17 protein-coding genes are annotated in these 19,452 nt (G+C 65.2%); 5 read left to right on the top strand and 12 right to left on the bottom strand.

What is annotated here, in order from left to right:
- Window positions 1–30 precede the first annotated feature (30 nt).
- The 3 genes from HYH07_RS05410 to HYH07_RS05400 are packed head-to-tail and all read right to left on the bottom strand — an operon-like array spanning window position 31 to window position 1,943.
- A complete protein-coding gene (locus HYH07_RS05410) occupies window positions 31–801 on the bottom strand; it encodes an enoyl-CoA hydratase (RefSeq protein ID WP_220001485.1) in 771 nt (256 codons plus the stop codon).
- Between the two features lie 12 nt (window positions 802–813).
- The gene (locus HYH07_RS05405) at window positions 814–1,287 is read right to left on the bottom strand and encodes a MarR family winged helix-turn-helix transcriptional regulator (protein ID WP_220001484.1); all 474 of its coding nucleotides are present in this window, start codon (window positions 1,285–1,287) and stop codon (window positions 814–816) included.
- Between the two features lie 47 nt (window positions 1,288–1,334).
- Entirely contained in the window at window positions 1,335–1,943 is a 609-nt protein-coding gene (locus HYH07_RS05400) for a TetR/AcrR family transcriptional regulator (protein ID WP_312016640.1), read from the bottom strand.
- Window positions 1,944–2,084: 141 nt separating this feature from the next.
- On the opposite strand from HYH07_RS05400, the gene HYH07_RS05395 reads away from it, so the two are divergent.
- Both HYH07_RS05395 and HYH07_RS05390 read left to right on the top strand, forming a co-directional pair.
- Window positions 2,085–3,347, top strand: coding sequence for an HlyD family secretion protein (locus HYH07_RS05395; RefSeq protein ID WP_220001482.1), 1,263 nt, complete (start codon window positions 2,085–2,087; stop codon window positions 3,345–3,347).
- Window positions 3,289–4,911: an MDR family MFS transporter gene (locus HYH07_RS05390; RefSeq protein ID WP_220001481.1), complete on the top strand. Its 1,623-nt coding sequence runs from the start codon at window positions 3,289–3,291 to the stop codon at window positions 4,909–4,911. Before HYH07_RS05395 ends, HYH07_RS05390 begins: the two co-directional genes overlap by 59 nt.
- 79 nt (window positions 4,912–4,990) lie before the next feature.
- Here the strand turns inward: HYH07_RS05390 and HYH07_RS05385 are convergent, their stop codons facing one another.
- The 5 genes from HYH07_RS05385 to HYH07_RS05365 form a co-directional block, all read right to left on the bottom strand.
- The gene (locus tag HYH07_RS05385) at window positions 4,991–6,445 is read right to left on the bottom strand and encodes a GntP family permease (protein ID WP_220001480.1); all 1,455 of its coding nucleotides are present in this window, start codon (window positions 6,443–6,445) and stop codon (window positions 4,991–4,993) included.
- Window positions 6,446–6,448: 3 nt separating this feature from the next.
- Window positions 6,449–7,468, bottom strand: a complete 1,020-nt coding sequence (locus HYH07_RS05380; protein ID WP_220001479.1) for a patatin-like phospholipase family protein — start codon at window positions 7,466–7,468, stop codon at window positions 6,449–6,451.
- 230 nt (window positions 7,469–7,698) lie between these two features.
- Window positions 7,699–8,943 carry a phosphoglycerate dehydrogenase gene (serA, locus tag HYH07_RS05375; RefSeq protein ID WP_220001478.1) on the bottom strand — a complete coding sequence of 415 codons (1,245 nt, stop codon included), beginning with the start codon at window positions 8,941–8,943 and terminating at the stop codon, window positions 7,699–7,701.
- A gap of 99 nt (window positions 8,944–9,042) precedes the next feature.
- A complete protein-coding gene (locus tag HYH07_RS05370) occupies window positions 9,043–10,275 on the bottom strand; it encodes a rhodanese-like domain-containing protein (protein ID WP_220001477.1) in 1,233 nt (410 codons plus the stop codon).
- An 84-nt stretch (window positions 10,276–10,359) separates the two neighbouring features.
- Complete coding sequence (locus tag HYH07_RS05365) at window positions 10,360–11,259, bottom strand: alpha/beta fold hydrolase (RefSeq protein WP_220001476.1); 900 nt, start codon at window positions 11,257–11,259, stop codon at window positions 10,360–10,362.
- Between the two features lie 135 nt (window positions 11,260–11,394).
- Here HYH07_RS05365 and HYH07_RS05360 point away from each other — a divergent pair, with 135 nt between their 5' ends.
- Window positions 11,395–12,258: a LysR family transcriptional regulator gene (locus HYH07_RS05360; RefSeq protein ID WP_220001475.1), complete on the top strand. Its 864-nt coding sequence runs from the start codon at window positions 11,395–11,397 to the stop codon at window positions 12,256–12,258.
- Here the strand turns inward: HYH07_RS05360 and HYH07_RS05355 are convergent.
- The 3 genes from HYH07_RS05355 to HYH07_RS05345 form a co-directional block, all read right to left on the bottom strand.
- Complete coding sequence (locus HYH07_RS05355) at window positions 12,172–13,407, bottom strand: PepSY domain-containing protein (protein ID WP_220001474.1); 1,236 nt, start codon at window positions 13,405–13,407, stop codon at window positions 12,172–12,174. The two genes, HYH07_RS05360 and HYH07_RS05355, sit on opposite strands and share 87 nt — an antisense overlap.
- Before the next feature lie 2 nt (window positions 13,408–13,409).
- Complete coding sequence (locus tag HYH07_RS05350) at window positions 13,410–15,743, bottom strand: TonB-dependent siderophore receptor (RefSeq protein WP_220001473.1); 2,334 nt, start codon at window positions 15,741–15,743, stop codon at window positions 13,410–13,412.
- Between the two features lie 186 nt (window positions 15,744–15,929).
- Entirely contained in the window at window positions 15,930–16,814 is an 885-nt protein-coding gene (locus HYH07_RS05345) for a dihydrodipicolinate synthase family protein (protein ID WP_220001472.1), read from the bottom strand.
- Window positions 16,815–16,983: 169 nt separating this feature from the next.
- Here HYH07_RS05345 and HYH07_RS05340 point away from each other — a divergent pair, with 169 nt between their 5' ends.
- Both HYH07_RS05340 and HYH07_RS05335 read left to right on the top strand, forming a co-directional pair.
- Window positions 16,984–18,396 carry an FAD-binding oxidoreductase gene (locus HYH07_RS05340; RefSeq protein WP_220001471.1) on the top strand — a complete coding sequence of 471 codons (1,413 nt, stop codon included), beginning with the start codon at window positions 16,984–16,986 and terminating at the stop codon, window positions 18,394–18,396.
- Window positions 18,397–18,404: 8 nt separating this feature from the next.
- Window positions 18,405–19,082 carry a GntR family transcriptional regulator gene (locus tag HYH07_RS05335; protein ID WP_220001470.1) on the top strand — a complete coding sequence of 226 codons (678 nt, stop codon included), beginning with the start codon at window positions 18,405–18,407 and terminating at the stop codon, window positions 19,080–19,082.
- A 7-nt stretch (window positions 19,083–19,089) separates the two neighbouring features.
- Here HYH07_RS05335 and HYH07_RS05330 read toward each other — a convergent pair whose 3' ends face one another.
- Window positions 19,090–19,254, bottom strand: coding sequence for a hypothetical protein (locus tag HYH07_RS05330; protein ID WP_220001469.1), 165 nt, complete (start codon window positions 19,252–19,254; stop codon window positions 19,090–19,092).
- Window positions 19,255–19,452: the final 198 nt, after the last annotated feature.

Below are 19,452 nucleotides of genomic sequence, written 5' to 3'. Positions count from 1 at the left end.
TTTGCCAAACCCTTAAGGCAGGTTCGAACGTCACGAAACCTTCGTGAAATCAGGCGGGCGCCGTTCGGCAAAGGCCGTGAATGCCTCGCGCGCCTCGGCGGTGCGCAGACGCCTGGCGAACTGCTCGCCCTCGGCATTCATCTGCGCGACCAGCGCCTCGCCATTGCGCATCAGCTTCTTGGTCGCGATGAGCGCGCCGGCCGGCTGTTTGGCCAGACGCTGGGCCAGCGCGAGCGCCTCGGCATCGAGCCTGTCAAGCGGCACGACGCGGTTGGCGAGGCCCCATTCCAGCGCAGACTTGGCCGGCACGGTCTCGCCGAGGGCGAACATCTCATAGGCGCGGGCATAACCGATGCGCGCCGGCATCAGGAGGCTGGAGGCAGCTTCCGGCACCAGTGCGAGGCTGACGAAGGGCGTCGACAGCTGCGTATTCTCGGCCAGCACGACCAGATCGCAATGCAGCAGCATTGTGGTGCCGACGCCGACGGCACGGCCCTGCACGGCTGCAACAAGAGGTCGCGTGCAACGCGCCAGCGACTGGATGAAGCGTCCGACATTGCGGCTGCCTTCGGACTTGCCTGATGCGACGGCCGCAAACTCGCCGACGTCATTGCCGGCGGTGAACATGTCACCCTCGCCGCGGATCAGCAGCACGCGCACGGAGGGATCGGACTCGGCGGCTTCGATGGTGTCGGCGAGCTTGCCGTACATCGCGTCCGTCAGCGCGTTCTTCTTGTCGGGGCGCGCCAGGGTAAGGGTGAGAATTCCGTTGTTGTTTTCAACTCGCACATGCTCGGTCATGAGTGTCTCCTCTTATTCCTCTGGATCTCTTGCGATGTCTCTTATGGAGTCTCTTGGAAACTTGTCCTGAATGCTGGTCAACCAGCGCGCGACGATATCGATCTCGGCGCTGGTAAATCCTTCCGTCAGGGTGGCATTGATCGCAGCCGTATCGGCCCTCGCCTGCGCCAGCACAGTGCGGCCCTTCGGCGTCAGCCACACGCGAAAGGCGCGACCGTCCTCGCGGTCAGCTCGCCGCTCGACCAATCTTGCCGCAGCGCTGCGATCGACCAGACCAGAAATGCCGGCCGGTCCCATGTCTAGGGCGGCGCCCGCCTCACCCATCAGAACGCCATTCTCCCTGCCGAGGATAAACAGTAGCCCCGCCTGCGCCGGCGTCACTTCGCTCGAGCGCTGCGCCGCTATCCAGCGCTGCAAGCGCCGCTGCGCAACGTTCAATAAATAAATCAGCCGATGATGCTTCGCCTCAGACGATTTATTTCGCATGCGAAATAGATAATCCAGCTTCGTCGGATTGTCAAAGCCTGCCGTCGCTAGCGCGACGGCCCGCGGCAGCCGTCAAGCAGAATTGCGGCGCATGCCTTTGCCCGCCGCTCGATCTCCTTGCGGGAGGGCAGCGTCACGCTTGCGTAGATCGCTGCGCGTTGCGGCGCAGACACCATCATGCCGATCATCATGCCGGCCGCTTCATCGACATTGTCGAGCGCGAGGCGCTGCTTCCTGACCTGATCGCGGAGCCAGCCCACGAGCGCCGCCGCGGTGCGGGCGATGCCATCCCGATAAAAATTCGCGGCAAGGTCGGGGAACGTCGCCGATTGCTGCAGCACCATACGCTGCAGCGCCACCACTTCAGGATCGAGCGCAAGATCGGCGCAAGCGACCAGGACGGCAGCAAGATTTGTTTCGATGTCGGCCTGGTTGTTGGCCTGAAGATTGACGTCGGAGAGCAGCCGCTCGAGCCTGTCGGCGCACATCGCCTCGAACAGCGCCGCCTTGCCCGGAAACAACCGGTACAGCGTCTTGGTCGAGATGCCGGCTCCACGCGCCAGCTCCTCGGTGCTGGTTGCTGCGTAACCATCGACGGCAAAGGCGTGCCGCGCCGCCTCGAGGACGATCCGCTTCGTCTCCTCGTCGCTACGCACCGGCGGCCGCCCGCGTGGGCGACACTCTGATGACGGTTTTGTCTGAGCCATGTTTTTAAATGACGCCTGTCATTCCATTGACAGTCTCAAAGCTAGTCCTATTTTGGAAATCGTCAAGTTTCCTAATTCAGGGAGGCGGCCATGACCGTCCACACCAACCCAGCGAAATCCGAAGCCGCCGTGGTTCCAACGCCCGTGCCGGAGGGCGTTATGCCCACCACGCCGGTGTCCGCCCCACGCCGAAAGCTCAACCTTCGCAAGCTGTTGCTTGCGGGAGTGGCGGTCGTCGCCCTCGCCGGCGCGAGCTGGTACGGCTACGAATACTGGACCGTCGGCCGCTTCCTGGTCTCGACCGATGACGCCTATGTGAAGGCCGACAACACCACCATCGCGCCGAAGGTCAGCGGCTATCTCGACCGTGTCCTGGTCGGCGATAACGAGCATGTGAAAGCCGGCCAGGTGCTGGCGCGGATCGACGAACGCGACTTCCGCGTCGCGCTCGACCAGGCCAAGGCCGATGTCGCCGCCGCGAATGCGACGATCACCAGCAAACAGGCGCAGCTCGAGGTTCAGGATGCGGTGATCGCCGCAGCCAGGGCGACCATCGATGTCGACACCGCCGCAAAGATCTTCGCGCAACAGGAGAACAAGCGCTACACCGATCTCGCCGCGACCGGCTATGGCAGCGTGCAGAATGCGCAGCAGGCGCAGTCGCGCAACGCCGGCGCCGAGGCTGCGATCCAGCGCGACACCGCCAATCTCGCCTCCGCGCTCAAGCAGGTCGAGCTGCTGAAGGCCGAGATCGCGCAGGCCAATGCCGCCGCCGCCCGCGCCGCCGCGCTTCAACATCAGGCCGAGCTCAATCTCGGCTACACCACGATCGTCGCGCCGATCGACGGCGTCATCGGCAACCGCACCTTGCGCGTCGGCCAGTTCGTGCAGGCCGGCACGCAGCTGATGTCGATCGTGCCCGCCGAGGGCGCCTATGTCGTCGCCAATTTCAAGGAAACGCAGCTCACCCACGTCCGCGCCGGACAAGAGGTCGAGATCGAGGTCGATACGTTCCCGGGCCAGGTGGTGCATGGCCACGTCGATTCCATCGCGCCGGCCAGCGGCCAGGAATTTGCTTTGCTACCGCCTGACAACGCCACCGGCAATTTCACCAAGATCGTGCAGCGCATCCCCGTGAAGATCGCGCTGGATACCGAAACGCAGCCAGCGATCGAGCTGCGACCCGGCATGTCCGTGATCCCGACGATCGCAACCCGTTCAGCGCCGACCGCGCAAGCGGCAACGACGCCCTCGACGCAGTCCAAAGCCAAGCTTGTTTCCGGAGGGTCGTGCCATGTCCAACAGCCTCGCAATCTCGACGCCAGCGCCCACCATACCGGCCGCGACGCCTGATCGCGTCGCCGCCGATCCCAACAGGGCCAGTGCCACAGTCTGGATCGCCGTCTTCGCCGCGATGATCGGCGCTTTCATGGCGATCCTGAACATCCAGATCACCAACGCCTCGCTGCTCAATATCGAGGGCGGCATCGGCACCGGTGTCGACAACGGATCCTGGATCTCAACGTCGTACCTGATCGGCGAGATCATCGTGATTCCGCTGACCGACTATCTGTCACGGGTGTTCTCGTTCCGCAATATCATGCTGAGCTTTGCCTCGCTGTTTGCGGCGTTCTCGGTCGCCTGTGCCTTCACCCACGATCTGCCGTCGATGATCGCGATGCGCGGCTTCCAGGGCTTCTTCGGCGGCGTGCTGATCCCGATGGCCTTCACGCTGGTTTTCACCAAGCTGCCGAAGGGCCAGCAGCCGATCGGGCTCGCGATGTTCTCGCTGGCCGTGACGTTCGCGCCGGCGATCGGCCCGACCATCGGCGGCTATCTCACCGAGAATTACGGCTGGCAGACCATCTTCTTCGTCAACGTGCTGCCGACGGCAGTCATGGTGAGCATTCTGTTCCTCACCCTGGAACGTGCGCCCCTGAATCTCACCTTGCTGCGTGAAGGCGACTGGTTCGGCATCGCCACCATGGCCGTCGGCCTCGCCTCGCTGCAGGCCGTGCTCGAGGAAGGCAACAAGAACGACTGGTTCGGCTCGCCCTTCATCGTGCGGCTTGCGGTCATCGCCGCGATCAGCCTGTCGCTGTTCATCACCATCGAGCTCGTGGTCGAGAAGCCGCTGCTTCGCCTCCGCTTGCTGACGCAGTGGAATTTCGGCGTCGGCACCATCGCCGCGGTGTTCCTCGGCTTTGCGCTGTTCGGCTCGGTCTATCTGCTGCCGGCCTATCTCGGCCAGGTGCAGGGCTACAATGCCGAGCAGATCGGCAATGTGCTGGCCTGGACCGGCCTGCCGCAGCTGCTGCTGATTCCGCTGGTGCCGAAGCTGATGCAGCGCTTCGACGCGCGCTACATCGCGACCGTCGGCCTCTTGCTGTTCGCGGTGAGCTCTTTCCTGAACATCGAGATGTCGCTCGACTATTCCGGCGACCAGTTCTTCATACCGAACGTCGTGCGTGCCGTCGGCCAGGCGCTGACGCTGGCGCCGCTGTCCGCGCTCAGCCTCGGCAGCGTCGCGCCGCAGGACGCGCCCGCGGCCTCCGGCATCTCCAACATGATGCGCAATCTCGGCGGCGCCATCGGCACGGCCGTGCTGGCGACGATCGTCACCAAGCGCGAACAGTTCCACTCCAACATCATCGGCCATTCCGTGACGCTCGGCCGCGAGGAAGTCCGCACCCGCATCGCGCAGATGACGGACTATTTCATCGCCCACGGCGTGCCCGACCCCAACGCCGCACGCGAGCAGGCGATCATCGCGCTCGGCAAGACGGTGAAGCGTCAGGCGCTGGTGATGGGCTTCTCCGACACCTTTGCGGTGATCGGCGTGGTGCTGGTGCTGGCCGCGATCGCGGTGCTGCTGACGCGGCGGGTGAAGGCGGCCGGCGGGGGCGGCGCGCACTAGCAGAAAACAACCACGAAATTGTCGCGGCCGTCACGCTTGACGGCCGCCGAGGCCGCCCGCCACCGCCTGCGCAATCGTCTCAAAACGAACCCAGCACGCTGCCCAAGGCGATCACGGCCACCAGTGCGAGCAGCGACGTCACGATGCCGACCATCACGATGTCGAAATAGCTGTCGCGATGCGTCAGGCCGCAGATTGCGAGCAGGCTCACCACCGCGCCGTTGTGCGGCAGGATGTCGAGCGTTCCCGAGCCGATCACAGCGACGCGATGCATCAGGGCAAGGTCGATGCCGGTGCGCCACGCCAGCTCCACATAGGTCTGGCCGAGCGCGTCGAGAGCGATGGTCAAGCCGCCCGACGCAGAGCCGGTCAGCGCGGCCAGGATGTTGGTCGCGACCGCCAGCGAGACCAGTGGGCCACCTTCGATCGCGAGCACCCAGTCGCGCACGGTCGTGAACGCCGGCAGCGCGGCAACGACCGCGCCGAACCCGACCAGGCTCGCGACGCTGAATGCGGGTAGCACCGACGCGTTCGCGCCGGCGTCCATGGTCTGCCGCAATGCCGGCAGGCGGGACCAGTTCAGCACGATGGTCGTGACGATGGCGGCGGTTAGCGCAACGGCGACCGACCAGACGCCGGCAACCGCTGCGAGCGACGTCTCGCCAAAGCGTTGCTCGGCAAGGTAGCTGACATCGAGCCGCGGCAGCACCACGAGCGACATCAAGAGATTGGCGGCCACGACGACGATCAACGGCAGGACGGCGTTCAGGATCGGTGATGCCTGGTCGCTGCGATGGCCATGTTGCAGCTCCGCCGGATCGAACTCTCGCGCCGTCGTCGCACGCTCGCGCACGAGCTCGTCGGACGCGGCGCGCTCGGTCACATCCTCGACTTCGTCGCCATAGCCCTCGCCGGCGCGCCTGGCCTTGGCCTCCGCGCGATGCAGCCACCACAAACCGGTCATGAGCATGATCAGAGATGCGACGATCCCGAGGCCCGGCGCGGCAAAGGGCGTCGTGCCGAAGAACGGCATCGGGATCGCATTCTGGATCGACGGCGTGCCCGGCAAAGCCGACATGGTGAAGGTCGACGTCCCCAGCACGATGGCAGCGGGAATCAGACGGCGCGGAATTTCAGCCGCGCGAAAAAGCGAGCGGGCCATCGGCACGATGACGAAGAACGCGACGAACAGGCTGACGCCACCGTAAGTCACCGCGGCGCCGGCCAGCACCACGGCCAGGATCACGCGGCGCTCACCGAGACGCTTGGCCATGAAGTCGGCCACCGATGTCACCGCGCCGCTGTCATCCATCAGCTTGCCGAATACGGCGCCGAGCAGGAAGATCGGAAAGAACTGCGCAAGGAATGCTGCCGCATTGGTCATGAACACCTGGGTGAGGTTCGCCAGCAGCGGCTCGCCGCCAAACAACGCGGCCACCAGCGCGGCGAAGGGCGCGAGCAGAAGCACGCTCCAGCCGCGAAAGGCGAACAGCACCAGCAGGCCGAGCCCGACGAGCAGGCCGAGAAGACCCATGCCTCAACACTCCGCCAGGAGAACATCGAGATCGGCTGTCGATTGCCGGCCGACATCGGCGCCGTGCTCGCGGAGAAACGCATCCGCGGCCAGGCGTCCCTCGGCGCGGAGCAGCGAGACAAACTCCCATTCCGCATTGAGCTTCGACGAAGCGCCAAACTTCGCCAGCATGTCGCTCTTGACCCGGTGGGTCCGCATCTTCGCCCAGCGCGCCCCCTCGCCGCTGCCGGGATCGGCGGCCTGGCGCAGCAGCGCGATCATGCGCAACTCCTTCATCAGCGGCGAGTTGAAGGAGATTTCGTTGAGCCGGTTGAGGATCTCCGCCGCGGTGCGCGGCACTTCCGGCCGTTCGGTTGGATTGATCTGAACGAGTATCGTGTCATGCGCGTCGCTCTCGCGAACCAGCGGCGTGATGGTCGGGTTGCCGGCATAGCCGCCGTCCCAGTAAGGCTCGCCGTCGATCTCGATCGCGCGAAACATGGTCGGCAGGCAGGCCGACGCGAGCAGCACGTCGGCGGTGATCTCGGCATTGCGGAAGATGCGGCCGCGACCCGTGCGCACGCGCGTCGCGGTGACGAAGAGCTGGATCGGCGAGCGCGCGAGCCGTTCGAAGTCGATGCTCTCCGCCAGCACCGCGCGCAGCGGATTGTAGCCGGTCGGATTGAGATCGTAGGGTGACAGCACCCGCGACATCAGGTCGGTGAGGATGTAGAAGGGCGAGGTATCGAGTGTCCAGCGTCCCATCAACCGGTCGAGCGGTGAGCGCTGCAATGGGCTGAAGGCGGCAGCCTTCGAGACTCGGCGCCAATATCGTTCCAGCGCCTTGCGCGCGCCCTCGGCGCCGCCGGCGGTCCAGCCGTCCGCCAGCACCGCCGCATTCATCGCGCCGGCCGACGTGCCGGAGATCGCGGCGATGGTGAGCCACTCCTCCTCCAGCAGGCGGTCGAGCACGCCCCAGGAGAAAGCGCCGTGCGAACCGCCGCCTTGAAGTGCGAGATCGATCAGGACGGCGTCGCGTTCCATGGCGGACACTCGCGCAACTGAAGCTCAAATCCGACGTGACTGGAACACGTCGAAGCCGGTACAGTTTAGAGAGTTTAGGCCGGACAATGCAACCGGAACGTGACGGGACCTAAAGCGCGATGAGATTGGGTTGAATCGTCATCGCGCTTTAGCTCTTTGTTTGAGCATGATCTTTCCGGAACATCGCTTCACACTTTGCGCTAACGCGGCCCTTCGGGTCCGGATCATGCCTAGTGCTCGAACACCAGCCGCGCGCCGACCGTGCCTTCGAGGGCGCGGATCTGCGCCAGCAGCGCGCCGGAGTCCGCGCCGTTAAGGTCGGCATCGAGCACGACATAGCCGAGGTCGCCGGCAGTCTCCAGATATTGCGCGGCGATGTTGATATCGCGCTGGAGGAAGACCTCGTTCAGCCGGCGCAGCATGCCCGGCACGTTGCGATGGACGTGGCTGAAACGCGCGCCCGAGGGGCGCAGATGCAGCTGCACCTCCGGGAAATTCACCGCGCCCATCGTCGAGCCGGTGATGAAATAGTCGACCAGCTTGCGCGCCACCTCGCCGCCGATGCGCTCCTGCGCCTCCTCGGTCGAGCCGCCGATATGCGGAGTGAGGATGACGTTGCCAAGGCCCTGTACCGGGCTCTTGAAGCGCTCCGAATTCGACGACGGCTCGACCGGAAACACGTCGATGGCGGCACCGGCGATGTGGCCATCGCGCAAGGCGCCCGCGAGCGCATCGAGATCGACCACCGTGCCGCGGCTGTTGTTGATCAGGAACGCGCCGGGCTTCATCGCCCGCAGCTCCTTCTCGCCGATCATGCCCGCGGTTTCCGGCGTCTCCGGCACGTGCAGGCTGACGATGTCGCTCTGCGCCAGCAGCTCTTCCAGCTTCTCCACCGGCTCGGTGTTGCCGTGGCGGAGCTTGTCGGTGCGGTCGTAATAGATCACCCGCATGCCCATGGCTTCGGCCAGCGTCGAGAGCTGCGAGCCGATATTGCCATAGCCGATGATGCCGAGCGTGCGACCGCGCACCTCGCGGCTGCCGGCCGCCGACTTGTCCCAGCCGCCCCCATGGGCCGATACCGAGCGTGGAAAAATCTGCCGCAGCAGCATCACGATCTCGCCGATCACGAGCTCGGCGACGCTGCGGGTGTTGGAGAACGGCGCGTTGAACACGGGAATGCCGCGCTTGCGCGCCGCCAGCAGATCAACCTGGTTGGTGCCGACGCTGAAGCACCCGACCGCGAGCAGCCCGTCGGCCGCTTCCAGCACCTCGTCGGTGATCTGGGTGCGGGAGCGGATGCCGAGCAGCGACACGCCCTTGAGCGCCTGGCGCAGCGCCTCGCCATCCAGCGCCTTGGTCAGACGCTCGACATTGGTGAAGCCTGCGCTCTTGAACAGATCCACGGCGCTATCGTTGACACCTTCAAGCAGCAGCGCCTTCGCGCTCCGCTCAGGGCTCTGGCCTGGGGCTGGCATGGAATCTCCTGAAATGACGGCTTTGCCGCAGCTCTTAGACCGTGGACGAGGCTGAGCACAATAGGGTTTGGATACGGGGATATCGTCGCCTGGTGGTAGTCAGATCACATAAAACCCGTGCGTGCCGTCGCGGCGCAGCTGCTCGACGAGGCCATATTCCCAGTCGAGATAGGCCTGCATCGCCGTCTCCGCAACATCAGTGCCCTCATAGGGCCTGCGGTAGCGATGCGCCGGATCGGGCTTCGGCAGCACCAGCGGCGGGCTGGCCTCGAGCGGGCCATCATAGCCGCCTTCAAGAACATAAACCTCCCAGCCCATCTGCGCGAGCCAGGACGCCGTCATGTCGGCGCGCACACCCTTGTCGTCGGTCAGCACAATGCGCGCGCCGCGCACGGGTGCTGCCATGTCGGTCTCCTGCACCAGCTGGCCGCCGGGATAGTGGCGAAAGCCCTGGAGGTGACCGGCCGCATATTCCTCGGCGCCGCGCACGTCGAAGCGATAGAGCGTCCGGCTGCTATCGGCAACCAGCGCCGCCATCTCGTTCGCCCCGATATGGCGGACGCCGGCGCGATAGGCGACGTCGCGCGCATTGGCCGGGCCGCCCTCGAACGAGCCGATCGCGCCGCGCCTGTCCGCGCCGTGATCGAGCGTGTGCCGCGCCAGCGTCCAGCCGATCGTGCCGTTGCGCAGCGCCCGCACCTTGTTGGGCACGCCGGCATTGATCAGCGATTGGGTGCCGATGATCGAGCGGGTGCGCCCGGCGCAATTGACGATGATGGTGGTGTCTGGATCGGGCGCAGCTTGCCCGGCCCTTAGCACCAGCTCGGCACCGGGCACGCTGATCGAGCCCGGGATATTCATGGTCGCATATTCGTCGAAGCGACGGACATCGAGGATGGCAATGTTGGCCTTGTCCGCGATCAGCTTTGCCACCTCGTCGGCGCCGAGCGAGGGCGTGTGACGGCGCGCCTCGACCAGCTCGCCGAATGCCTTTGAATAGGAATTGACGTCCTCGAACACCTCGTAGCCCGCCGCACGCCAGGACCTCAGCCCGCCATCGAGCGCGCGGACATTGCTGTAGCCGAGCGCGGCGAGGCGTTCGGCGCCTGCAGCGACCAACCCCTCGCCATCGTCATAGAGCACCACCGGCACGTTCTTGCGCGGCAGCCGCACCTCGGCCTCGATCGCGATCCGGTCCACGGCCATGTTGGCGGCAAACAGCGGATGGCCGGTGGCGAAGGCGGCCTCGAACCTGACATCGAGCAGCGCAATCTCCTCGCGCAGCAAGAGCGCGCGGCGGATATCGGCGGGAGTGACGGTCGTAAGCTTCATGGCGTGAACCCTGGTAAGGACAGGCCATGGGCTTTTGAACGATTGCAGCGAGCTTGGCTAGTCACTCGGCCGCATGGCGGCCGATCAGCCCGCCAACTGCTTCTCGATGATGCTGGCAACCCGCACCGGGGTCTCCAGCATGGAATAATGTCCGGCGTCGTCGATGGTCTCAAAGGTGACGCGGGGATAAGCGAGCGCAAAGGCATCGCGTAGCGGCTCGCCGCGATAGAACGGAATATCCAGCGCGCCGGTCACGACATGCACGGGTGCGGCCAGCCCATGGGTTTCGCCTGATATGGCGGAGGACGTGAACATGGTGAGATAGCCGCGCTTGGCCTCGACCGTCGAGGCCTGGCGCGCGATGGCGAGCTTGCGGCGCAACCAGCCGGCACCATAGCGGCTGGAGGTGCGGGCCGTGATCGCGCGCCCGGCCGCTTCGTCCTCATCGATGACGGCGTTGAGCGCCTTCATCGCCGCCTCGTCAGCGCGGAAGCCGGTCGGCGGCACCGGCGAGAACAGCGTCACGGTCTGAAGCCGGCTCCCGGCCTGAAGCGCGATCTTCTGCGCCACCAGACCGGACATCGAGTGACCGACAAGATGGAAACGGGTGATGGCGAGCTCATCGGCGGTACGCAGCACGTCGGCCGCAGCCTCATCCAGCGTGTAGCTGCCGCTCACGCCGCGCGACCAGCCGTAACCCCTGAGATCCACAAACACGATGGTGCAGCGTGCCGGATCGAGATAAGGCAGCACCGGCTCCCAATTGACGTGATCGCCAAGCCATTCGTGCAGCACCACGCACACCGTGGATCCGTTGCCGATGCGGCAATGGCCGAGGCGGCTACCGGTCGCCAGTTGCGGTGAAGGCCAGGGCGATGGCGAAGTGCCGGCAGCGCTTCCCGCGCCTTGCGCGAACGCCGCAGTGTTCGTGATAGCGGCGGTAGCGGTCAGACCCAGACCCTTCAGGACGTTGCGGCGCTGCATGTGTTTCCCCCGCGCCTCTGGTTGCGACTGGCGCGCATGCCTGATAGCGCGAGCCTGCCTCATGGGAGAAATTGATTTCTGCAATGGCTTGATTGATAAATCTCATTCTGACCGTCCGCCGCGCCGGAGCTTTCCATGCCGACGACCCTCGATCTCGATACGCTCCGCGCACTGCTCGCCATCGTCGAGCTCAACAGCTTTTCGCGCGCGGCGGAGCGATTGGGGCGATCGCAATCCGCGATCAGCCTGCAGATCGCCCGGCTCGAAGCCATGGTCGGCCATCCCTTGCTGGAGCGGGCGCGCGGCCGGGTGCTCGGGCCAACCGTGAAGGGCGCCGAGCTCGTCGCGCATGCGCGGGAGATGATCGCGCTCAACGAGCGTGCCGTTAACGCGATGCGCCGGCCAGCCTCGGACGCGCCGATCAGGCTCGGCATGCCCGCCGATTTTCTCGAGCGCGATTTCGCGTCTGCCGTCGGCGAGATCCGCTCGCGCTTTCCCAGGGCACAACTATCGGTACGCACCGAACTGTCGGCTCGACTCGCCGAAGACGTCGACCATGGGCGGCTCGATCTCGCCTTCTACAAGCGCGCTCCCTCGAACGCCGCGGACGCCGCGATCGCGTTCGAACCAATGGCATGGTTCGGCAAGGCGCCGGCGCCAGACCGGTCCGACGATGCCGTTCCGCTGGTGGCCTTTGCGGACGGCTGCGCCTATCGTGGCGAAGCCCTGCGCAGCCTGCGCCTGATGGGGCGGGATTGCAGCATCGCCTGCGAGGCGCGCAGCCTTTCCGCGCTGGTCGGCGCCGTCAAAGCCGGCCTTGGTTATGCGGCGCTTCCGGTCAAGCTCGGGATGCGCAAATCGCTGCAGCAGGCGAGCGATCTGGCGGGCCTGCCGCGGCTCAACGCCGTCGAGCTAGCGCTTGGTATTGCCGAGGGCTGCAACCTGCCGTTCACCCGCGCCATCGGCGGCATCATCGCCGAGCGCTGCGCGCTGGCGTGACGGCCGCAGCTTCCGGCGCGACAGGTACAGGAGCACGCCAGTAGCCGCGAACAGTGGCATCAGCGCCGCGGCAATCATGAACGCAAGCTTGCCGGGCCAGCCCAGGATCGCGCCGCGGTGGATGTCGAACACGCCCGCGATGGCTTTTTCGCCCAGCGTCTTGTCGGCGTAGCGTTCCGAGGAGATCACCTGGCCTGTCGCTGCGTCGATGCGGAATTCGTCGCGCTCGCTTTCGAGCGTGGAGCCCTTTGGCCACGACCGGATCCGCATCACCGTGCCCGGACCTGCCTGATGCAGAAGCTGAACCTTGGCGAAACCGCTGATCTCCTCTCGCTGGATGGTCGACCATGCGCGATCGAACCCGACGGCCTCCGCCGTCTCGGCACTGCCGGCTGGACGCGGCTGCTTCGGCTGCATCTTCGCCGCCGCCACGTGCGGGCGTGCCAGCAACCAGACGACGCCGTCCTTGTACCAGTCGAACGAGTACCAGAGCCCGGTGATCGCCATCACCAGATAGACCGGCAGCACCCAGGTGCCGATGACGGCATGCAGCGAATGGTGCAGGCCACGGCCGGTGAGCGCAAGATTCGGCTTCAGCCACATCTTCATGCTGCTCGCGCGGCGCGGCCAGCGCAGAACGAGGCCCGAGACCAGCATCAGGATCAGGCCCAGCGCCGCAACACCTGTGATCTGGCGTCCCCATCCCTTGCCATCGCCCGATATCAGCAACCAGCGATGCAGCCGGCGCACCGTCGCAAAAAATTCCTCGCCACGCGGGACACCCAGCACGTGGCCGTCATAGGGATCGACATAGAGCGACGACGGCCGCCCGCCGGGCTCGTCGCGCGCGAAGCGGATGTGCACGGCGGCCGCAGGATCGCTCGAGAGCGTCATGCCGGCGACCCTGCCAACATCTGGCACGACCTTCAGGCGCGACACCAGTTCGTCCGGTGACAGCGCCGGCATCGCGCGCGGCGCGACCTGCATGACGTCTGCGTTCAGATGGTCGACGATCTCGTCCTCGAAGCTTATGACCGCGCCGGTGAGCGCGATCAAGGAGAGCAGCAGCGCGAGCCCGAGGCCCGCGATGGAATGGACCTGGAGCAGCGCGGCCCTGATCTTGCGTCCGGCCGGATGTCGTATCGCCATGGCTAGAAATTCACCGTCGCCGACAGCGAGATTCGGCGGCCATCGCCCATCGCGACGTTCAGGGCGTTTCCGGTGGTGGAGGTGTAGTAGACCTTGTCGAACAGATTCTTGACGTTGAACTGATAGGTCACGGGCACCTTGTCGACCCTGGTGTCGTAGGTCGCGAAGATGTCCGCGACGGTATAGGCGGGAAGGAAGAACGTGTTGGCGGAGTCGCCGGGCCGGTCACCGACATAATGTGCGCCGCCGCCGAGTCGCAGGCGACCGGGGAGCCGGCCGCCGAAATCGTAGACCAGATAGAGCGAGGCCGTGTTCATCGCGGCGTTCAGCAATTTTGCGTTGCCGGCGACGGGATCGTTGATCAGGCGCGCGTCGGTATAGCCGTAGCTGCCAATCATGCTCCATTCGTCGGTCAGCCGGCCGGTGACGTCCAGTTCGACACCGCGCGACCGCGCCTTCGCGGATGTTCGTACCAAGACCGTACCGCTGCTAAAGGGATCGGCGACCAGCACGTTCTTCTTCTCGATGTCGTAGACCGCAAGCGTGCCGGACAGCCGCTTGTTGGCGTCGAACTTGACGCCGGTCTCCCATTGCGTGCCTTCTTCAGGCGCAATGGTGGAGTCGACGACGAAGCCGATAGGTGCACCGGTGAAGAGCGCAATGGTCGAGGTCGGCTTCAGCGACTGCGTGTAGCTCACATAGTAAGAGAGCTCGTCGTTCAGCTTGACGATGACACCGCCGAGCGGCAGCACCTTGTCGCCGGAAAGGTTGGTGTTGGTGACGAAGACAGGCCGGCCCTTTCCGGCGAGCTGCTCGTATTCCATCCAGCGCACGCCGCCGACGACGGTCAGCCAGTTGGTGAGATGGAACGTGTCCTGCGCGAACAAGCCGCGGGTGCCGAGCTTGTCGGTCTGCTCGCTGTCGGTCGCCGAGATGGTCGTGCCGGGCATGACGCGCCCGTAGACCGGGTTGTAGAAATTGAAACTCGGCGTCGCCTGGCGGATCAAATCGTGGCGATCGATGGTTCGATACATCGCCTCGCCGCCGAACAGGATTTCGTTGCGGAAGCCGCCGACCCAGACGTCGCCCTGCATGTAGGATGTGCCGTAGCTGGCATTGCTCAGCGAGTTCTGCGTGCCGTCATTGCTGCGGGTCTCGATACCGGTCGCAGCATTGACGCCGGTAATCCGGAGCTGATTGGCGCTGTAGGTCTCGGTGTTGTAGCTGTAGGCCGCGGTGACCTTCCAATGATCATCGAGCTTCTGCTCGACCGAGCCCTGCACCAGATCGGACGTGCCCCACATGTTGTTGAAGGGCTCATCCAGCCGGCGCGTCGCCGGGATCGCCAGCGGCGCGCCCTTGACGAAAGCGGTGCCGCGATCGAACGGGGTGATAAACTCCCGATGCTCATAGGTGAGCTGGACCGTCGTGGTCTCGCCGTACCAGGCGAGCGACGGGTTCACCAGCATTTCCCGGTGACGGCCGAAATTGCGCCAATAGTCTTCGCTGACGCCGTAACCGATGAAGCGATATGCGAGCCCGCCATCGCCGATCGGTCCGGTGATGTCGAGCGTGCCATCGGCACCGTTGCGGTTGTTCGCATAGGTCGAGCCGAGCAGCGTGACCGAGCCGTGCTGGTACAACTCCGGCCGCTTGCTGATGGTATTGACGATGCCGCCGGGATCCATGATCCCATAGAGCAGCGAGGCCGGCCCTTTCAGCACCTCGACGCTCTCGACCCCGGCATTCAGGCTTCGCCCCTGCACCAGCGGCATGCCGTTGCGCATGATCGAGCCGTCGCGGTTGTCGCCGAAGCCGCGGCGGATCACCGCATCCTGGGTGCCGGCGAGCGTATTGGTCTGGGTGATGCCGCTGATGTTGACCAGCGCATCGTCGATATTGCGGGGCAACTGATCCTTCAGGACCTGCGCAGGCACGACGTTGACGGATTGTGAGGTGTCGAGCGGCGATGCGCCCGAGCGCAACGTGCTCGCGCTCGGCATCGCGCGATAACCGAGCTTTGCGGCCTGTTGTGCGGCAGCTTCCGCCGCGGCGCTTTCCGACAATGTCGGGAGCGCGGGCGGAATGACCGTTGGGGTGCGGCGCGCAAGCGCCTGCGTCCGTTGTCGGGACTGCTGCGACGCGCGCGACGGTTTCGGCCGCGACGCCGGTGCGTCCACATTCACCGGCGGGAGCGCTGTTTGCGCCTGCGCGATCGCGGGGTTGAGAGGAATTTCAGGGAGCAGCAGGGCTGCGCCGATGAAAAGGCTGGCACCGCTTTTGCCGGCGCGATTTCGATGACCTCTGACGCGAGAGCCATCCGCAAGGGCACGCACTTTCGATTCACTTCCAAGTCACAGCATTGACGCTCGCGCATCTAGCAGCGGCTGCGAATGAAGAGAACCGTCCGCGGACTTGAATAGCTCTAGTGTTGAATGGTTCTAAGACTGAGATCAGCGCGAAAAGGCTATCGCGACACGCGCTCGCGAATTCGCGGGAACGTGTCGCAGCTTTGCCCGATCTTAGACGAGCACAGGGCGGGTCAGCTCGTCGAGCTTCGCCTTGAGCGCGGCTCCGTCAGACAAAGCGCGCAGCGGCGGACGCACGCGGAGCCAGCCGGCGTCCCCGGTCTGCGCGGCGAGGATGGCCTTCAACGTCGTCAGGAAAGACGGCGACTTCACCACGATATCGACAGCGGCCTGCATGCGCGCCTCGACGTCCTTGCCGTCGATCATCGCCTTGACCAGCTCCGGCGCGATATTGGCCATGCCGCAGATGGTGCCGGCGCCGCCACCAGCGATCGCGCGCGCGATGTCGGTTTCGTTGCCGACCGTGATGGCGAGCTCGGGCGCCGCTGCACGGAAGGCCTGGAATTGTTTGAAATCGCCGCTGGAGTCCTTCAGGCCCGCTACCACCTTGCCGTAACGCTTGCGCAGACTCGCGGCGACGCGTGTCGGGATCGCGACGCCTGATATCTGTGGGATGTGATAGAGATAGGCACGCAGGCGATCATCGGCTGCGCCGTCGATGACGGCGGCGAAGGCATCTTCGATACCTTCAGGCGTGGCGCTGCGATCGAAATACGGCGGCAGGATCAGAATGTGCCGCAGGCCAAGACCGAGCACGGCGCGCGCCAGTGCGATACTGTCGCTGATCGCAGGAAAGCCACCGCCGATGCCAATGCGATCCGCCGGCACGCCGGCCTTGAGCACAGCTTCGATGGTCGCGACACGCTCGGTGACATTGAAGGAGGTGCCCTCGCCGGTGGTTCCGAACAGCACGACGCCGTCCACGCCCTTGCCGAACAGCTGCTTGGCATGGGCGGCAAGCTTGACGGAATCTACACCGCCGTCTGCCGCCAGCGGCGTTGCCGACGCCACCCAGAACCCGCGAATTGCCTCCGTCATAGCGCCACCCATTGTTGCAGCTCCCCGAATAAACTCAGGATCGTCGAGGGCTTATCGAGCCTTGTTTTTGCTTTACTTCTCGTCTTGTACCTTACATACAAGATGGACGCAAATCCTTTCAGCCGTCACGGCGCGCATGAGGCGCAGCCAAATTTGGAGGAGGTCTCGCATGAATATGGTGAGCCCCGTCGGACATCCGGAGCCGTTGCTTGCCGCCCTCCGCGACAAGCTCGGCGCGGCGACCGTGCTGACCGGCAGCGAAGTGCCCGCGCGCAATTGCAACGACTGGAGTGCGAGCCTGCCGCAAACGCCGCTTGCGGTGATCCGCCCGCTCGACGCGCAGGGCGTTGCCGATGCGATTGCGACCTGCCGGCAGGCGCGCCTGCCGTTCGTGCCGCAGGGCGGCTTGACCGGGCTCTGCCGCGGCGCTTCGCCTGAGGCGGGATGGGTCGCGATCTCGCTGGAGCGGATGACCGGCATCGAGGAGATCGACCGCGCGTCGATGACGATGACCGTCAAATCAGGCACGCCGCTCGAGACGATCCAGAAAGCCGCTGACGAGGCCGGCTTCTTCTTTCCGCTCGACCTCGGCTCGCGCGGCTCCTGCGCCATTGGCGGCAATCTCTCCACCAATGCCGGCGGCAACCGCGTGATCCGCTACGGCATGACGCGCGAGCTGGTGCTCGGCCTCGAAGTCGTCTTGCCTGATGGCACCATCGTCACCAGCCTCAACAAGCTGATGAAGAACAATGCCGGCTACGATTTGAAGCATCTCTTCATCGGCTCGGAAGGCACGCTCGGCATCATCACCCGCGTCGTGCTGAAACTGTTTCCGAAGCCGCGCTCGACCATGGCTGCGCTGTGCGCATTGAAGGACTATGCCGCCGTCATCGCGCTGCTCGATGCCGCCCGCAGCGGACTGGGCCCGCTGCTCTCTGCATTCGAAGTGATGTGGCCGGATTATTGGGACGTGATCACGACCCGCGCCGGCGTCAAACCGCCGGTCGCCGCGGGCCAGGGTCTCTGCGTGCTGGTCGAGGCGCAGGGCACCGACGAGAGCATCGATGCGCCGCGCTTCCAGGCCTGGCTCGAAGAGCTGATGGAGCGCGGGCTGCTGGTCGATGCGGCCGTGGCGCAATCGCTCGCGCAGACGCAGGCGTTCTGGCGCGTGCGCGATATCTGCGCCGAGTTCGGCCAGGTGCTGGGGCCGCACATCTCCTACGACATCGGTCTTGCGGTGGCGCGGATGGATGAGTTCGTCGCGCGCTGCAAGACAGCGCTCGCTGATGGCATCAAGGGCTGCGAAAGCGTCTATTACGGCCATATCGGGGACGGCAATCTGCACCTCGTCTCCTGGGTCACGGGCCTTCCCGTCGAGCAGCAGCCCAAGGAGAAGATGGACGCGATCATCTATGGCCTCGTGCGCGAGCTGGGCGGCAGCGTCTCGGCCGAGCACGGCATCGGCACGCTGAAGAAGAAATGGCTCGGCCACGCCCGCAGCGAGGCGGAGATCGCCTTGATGCGGACGCTAAAGGCCGCGCTCGATCCCGATCATCTGCTCAACCCCGGCAAGGTGATCTGAGAGCATCGATGCGATCGCTCAGGCTCGATACGCCGAAATCGCTGTCGCAGCGGGTGATGCTACGGCTGCGGCAGGCCATCATCGACGGCGAGTTCGCGCTCGGGGCTGCCATCTCCGAGGAGATGGTGGCGAACTCTTTCGGAGTCAGCCGCACGCCGGTGCGCGAGGCGATGGGCCAGTTGCAGGCGCAGGGCCTGGTCGTGATCCGGCCCCAGGTCGGCAGCTTCGTGTTCACGCCGAGCGCGGAGGACATTACCGCGCTCTGCACTTTCAGAATCGCGCTCGAGCCCAAGGCCGCAGAGCTTGCGTTCCGCCACGATCGCGACGGCGCCATCGCGACGCTGAGCGATGCGATCGCGGCGATGGAGCCGGCGGTCGAGGCCAGGGACAACATCGCCTATGGCCGCGCCGACGCCGCTTTTCACGAAGGTCTGTTCGCGCATTGCGGCAACCGCTACCTCGCCGAATCCTACCAGCTCGTCTCGGGGCGCGTGGCGGCACTGCGCACCAACCTGACCTCGCCGATCGACGTCCGCACCCGCTCGTCATTCGATGAGCACCGCAAGCTGCTCGATCTGTTCGCGCGCGGCGAATTTGCGGCGTTCGAAGCGGCGATGACGACGCACATCACGAATTCCGGCGTGGTCTACGCCAAAGCGTTGAAGGTGGAGACGCCGGCGAATTGAGCGGCTTCTACTTCCCGCTCTCCGGCCCCGGCCTGTCGAGGAAATCCAGCGCTGTGTTGATCTGTTCGAGCTGGTGCTCAATTTTGTCGCGGTCCTCGATCGACTGCGCCTTCTCGAGCTGTTCGACAAGCTTCTGCTTCCGCGACAGCAAGTTCTCTATGACTGTACTCACAGTTCCCCCATCGCCCGAGGCGAATATCGAGGCAGATCCCGGGCACGGGCGCGCGCAAGCGGGGCTCGCCACGATCCCTTAAGTCAGAATGTGCGCGGAGCCGGATCGTTCCTGCAAATGAACCGCGGCAGGCGAGCCAGCCACGGCGCCCGAGCCCCGACCGGGGGCAGGCGAAGGGTTAATGCGCCCGAATGAGGA

The sequence above is a fragment of the Bradyrhizobium sp. BR 10261 genome (genome assembly GCF_019455395.1).
Classification (GTDB): domain Bacteria; phylum Pseudomonadota; class Alphaproteobacteria; order Rhizobiales; family Xanthobacteraceae; genus Bradyrhizobium; species Bradyrhizobium manausense.
Note: the sequence above shows the minus strand (reverse complement) of the source record. Positions and strands in the feature narration are given on the sequence as shown.

Excerpts from the sequence above, each read along its gene's own strand:
- HYH07_RS05410 (WP_220001485.1), bottom strand. The coding sequence starts at position 801 with ATGACCGAGCATGTGCGAGTTGAAAACAACAACGGAATTCTCACCCTT.
- HYH07_RS05405 (WP_220001484.1), bottom strand. The coding sequence starts at position 1,287 with ATGCGAAATAAATCGTCTGAGGCGAAGCATCATCGGCTGATTTATTTA.
- HYH07_RS05395 (WP_220001482.1), top strand. The coding sequence starts at position 2,085 with ATGACCGTCCACACCAACCCAGCGAAATCCGAAGCCGCCGTGGTTCCA.
- HYH07_RS05390 (WP_220001481.1), top strand. The coding sequence starts at position 3,289 with ATGTCCAACAGCCTCGCAATCTCGACGCCAGCGCCCACCATACCGGCC.
- HYH07_RS05385 (WP_220001480.1), bottom strand. The coding sequence starts at position 6,445 with ATGGGTCTTCTCGGCCTGCTCGTCGGGCTCGGCCTGCTGGTGCTGTTC.
- HYH07_RS05380 (WP_220001479.1), bottom strand. The coding sequence starts at position 7,468 with ATGGAACGCGACGCCGTCCTGATCGATCTCGCACTTCAAGGCGGCGGT.
- serA (WP_220001478.1), bottom strand. The coding sequence starts at position 8,943 with ATGCCAGCCCCAGGCCAGAGCCCTGAGCGGAGCGCGAAGGCGCTGCTG.
- HYH07_RS05370 (WP_220001477.1), bottom strand. The coding sequence starts at position 10,275 with ATGAAGCTTACGACCGTCACTCCCGCCGATATCCGCCGCGCGCTCTTG.
- HYH07_RS05365 (WP_220001476.1), bottom strand. The coding sequence starts at position 11,259 with ATGCAGCGCCGCAACGTCCTGAAGGGTCTGGGTCTGACCGCTACCGCC.
- HYH07_RS05360 (WP_220001475.1), top strand. The coding sequence starts at position 11,395 with ATGCCGACGACCCTCGATCTCGATACGCTCCGCGCACTGCTCGCCATC.
- HYH07_RS05355 (WP_220001474.1), bottom strand. The coding sequence starts at position 13,407 with ATGGCGATACGACATCCGGCCGGACGCAAGATCAGGGCCGCGCTGCTC.
- HYH07_RS05345 (WP_220001472.1), bottom strand. The coding sequence starts at position 16,814 with ATGACGGAGGCAATTCGCGGGTTCTGGGTGGCGTCGGCAACGCCGCTG.
- HYH07_RS05340 (WP_220001471.1), top strand. The coding sequence starts at position 16,984 with ATGAATATGGTGAGCCCCGTCGGACATCCGGAGCCGTTGCTTGCCGCC.
- HYH07_RS05335 (WP_220001470.1), top strand. The coding sequence starts at position 18,405 with ATGCGATCGCTCAGGCTCGATACGCCGAAATCGCTGTCGCAGCGGGTG.